Here is a 2,103-nt window from a genome sequence, read left to right on the forward strand (position 1 = left end):
TATGTACCGCACAGCTTAGGGAGGGGCAACCAGCAACATGGCGAGATTAATACCGGCACTGGGTGCGTGCTTGCCGCGCATGACCAGTGGAGAAAAGCGGCAGGTTAAGAGGCTGCAACAAAAGACCAACGACTCGCTTGCATTGAGGTCGTATTACCGTGGGCGGTGCGCGCGCCCCGCTGCGTGATGGACTTCGCCACCATCACTCAATTCGGCGGCGCCTTGGCCGCCTTGATGCCACTGGTGCTGATCGCTGGCTTTGTCATCGTCATCTGGCGCACTGTGTCTTTGCACACGCTGCTGCGGCGCCTGTGGATGCTAGTGCATGGCAGCGAAGAAATCTCAGACCCCAAGATCCGTGCGTATGTGGACGAGCAGACCAACCTCATGTCCTTTCGTATGTTCTCTGGCGTGCAGGCGGCCAGCCTGGAAGAAGCGCACCAGCTGATCGCGTGGGCCCAGCTCCACAGCGTTGATTTACGCCAAATCGCCGCTTGCGGGCGCTACTTCGACACCGGGCTGCGGCAGGTGCGCAAGCATCTGTTTCCCTCCAGCTCCTATCTCTTTGCCAAGATTGCTTTTTTTACATTGCTTCTGATGGGATTCGTTGTGCTGATGGCTATCCCGCAAGTGCCTTTCACTTTCAAGGACAGCGGACGCACCTTTCTCGCCAATGAGTCTCTCGCGAAGCCGCTCTGGCCGCTGCTTCAACCCCTGAAGAAAAGCGACTGCGACCAATCTTGGGATGCACTTGCTGAGCGCACTTCCTTCTCTCTCGATGAGGTGAAGATAGTGTGCGACCTACTGTCGGCAAAGAATTGGCCGCAGCATGTGGGATCTGAATTGAAAAAGCAACGTTGGGTGCTGTTCGTTTATGCGTTGGTTAGCCTCGTTCTTCTTTGTCATGTATTTTTTGTTGTGCATGCGGTGGGTCGTGCCAAGGATCTTTATGCCCGAGGTCTATCTCCGGTTCTGCCTGGGGAGCAATCGCCGCTTGATTTCTGAGGTATGAAAGACTGAAGTGAGTACTCAGGCGACTCCAGCAATAGGCAAAATGTCTGCCTTGTGCTATGAGCTTCAACGACAGTTAGTCCCCCATGCCTCACCTATTAAAGCCAGCAACATCCGAAATCGTTGCCAAGCTCTGGAATCTATGCAACGTATTGCGTGACGATGGCGTCACTTACCACCAGTACGTTAACGAATTGACTTACCTGCTATTCCTGAAAATGATGCAGGAGACCAAAGAAGAGGCTTGTTTCGTAATCAGCCGACCTGCTAAAAAGAAAGGGGGGGCAGTTGTAGATGAACAAGGCTCGCTCTGGGCCGACTTGGTGGGCGCTGCACCTGCAGATCGCTTGTCTGTTTATCAAGACTTGCTGCACGACTACAGCCACCACGGGAAAGGCATCATTCGGCAGGTCTATGCAGGTGCCAGCACCATCATCACCAAGCCCTCGACCCTCTCTACGCTGGTCACGGAGATCGACAGAATCAACTGGTACAGCGTTGATCGTGACGATTTAGGGGACCTGTACGAGGGGCTGCTGGAGCGTAACGCCAGCGAGAAAAAGAGCGGTGCGGGCCAGTACTTCACCCCGCGCGATTTGATTGACAGCATCGTTGCCGTTATGCGGCCCACGCTAAATGACATCATTCAAGACCCAACAGCGGGGACGGCTGGCTTTCTGATCGCGGCCAATGACTATTTGCGTGATCACTACCCGCCTGCAAGGCGGACCAAGGTCCAGAAAGAGAAGCACCGATCCAGCACCTTCTACGGCATCGAGCTGGTGCAAGACACACACCGCTTGGCGCTCATGAACATGCTGCTGCACGGGATTGAAGGCGGCATACAGTTTGGCGACACCCTGGGCGAAGAAGGCTCCCGCCTGCCGCAGGCCACGCTCATCTTGAGCAACCCGCCTTTTGGCATCAAAAAAGGCGGCGGCCTGCCCACCCGCACGGACCTGCCTTATCCCACCACCAACAAGCAACTCTGCTTCTTGCAGCACATCTACCGCAACCTAGCCCCCGGTGGCCGCGCCGCCGTGGTGTTGCCTGACAACGTGCTGGGTGGAAACAATGTCGGCGCTGATATCC

The 2,103-nt window shown here is 55.7% G+C and carries 2 protein-coding genes; both read left to right on the plus strand.

Annotated elements, in window-relative coordinates; genetic code table 11:
• Window positions 1–186 precede the first annotated feature (186 nt).
• Entirely contained in the window at window positions 187–1,005 is an 819-nt protein-coding gene (locus DBR23_RS05860) for a DUF6216 family protein (RefSeq protein WP_146191241.1), read from the plus strand.
• A 92-nt stretch (window positions 1,006–1,097) separates the two neighbouring features.
• The coding region (locus DBR23_RS05865) for an N-6 DNA methylase (protein ID WP_146191242.1) at window positions 1,098–2,103 on the plus strand (1,006 nt) is incomplete at its 3' end.

Origin of the sequence: Acidovorax sp. HMWF018 (genome assembly GCF_003061035.1) — a bacterium.
Classification (GTDB): Bacteria; Pseudomonadota; Gammaproteobacteria; order Burkholderiales; family Burkholderiaceae_C; genus Acidovorax; species Acidovorax delafieldii.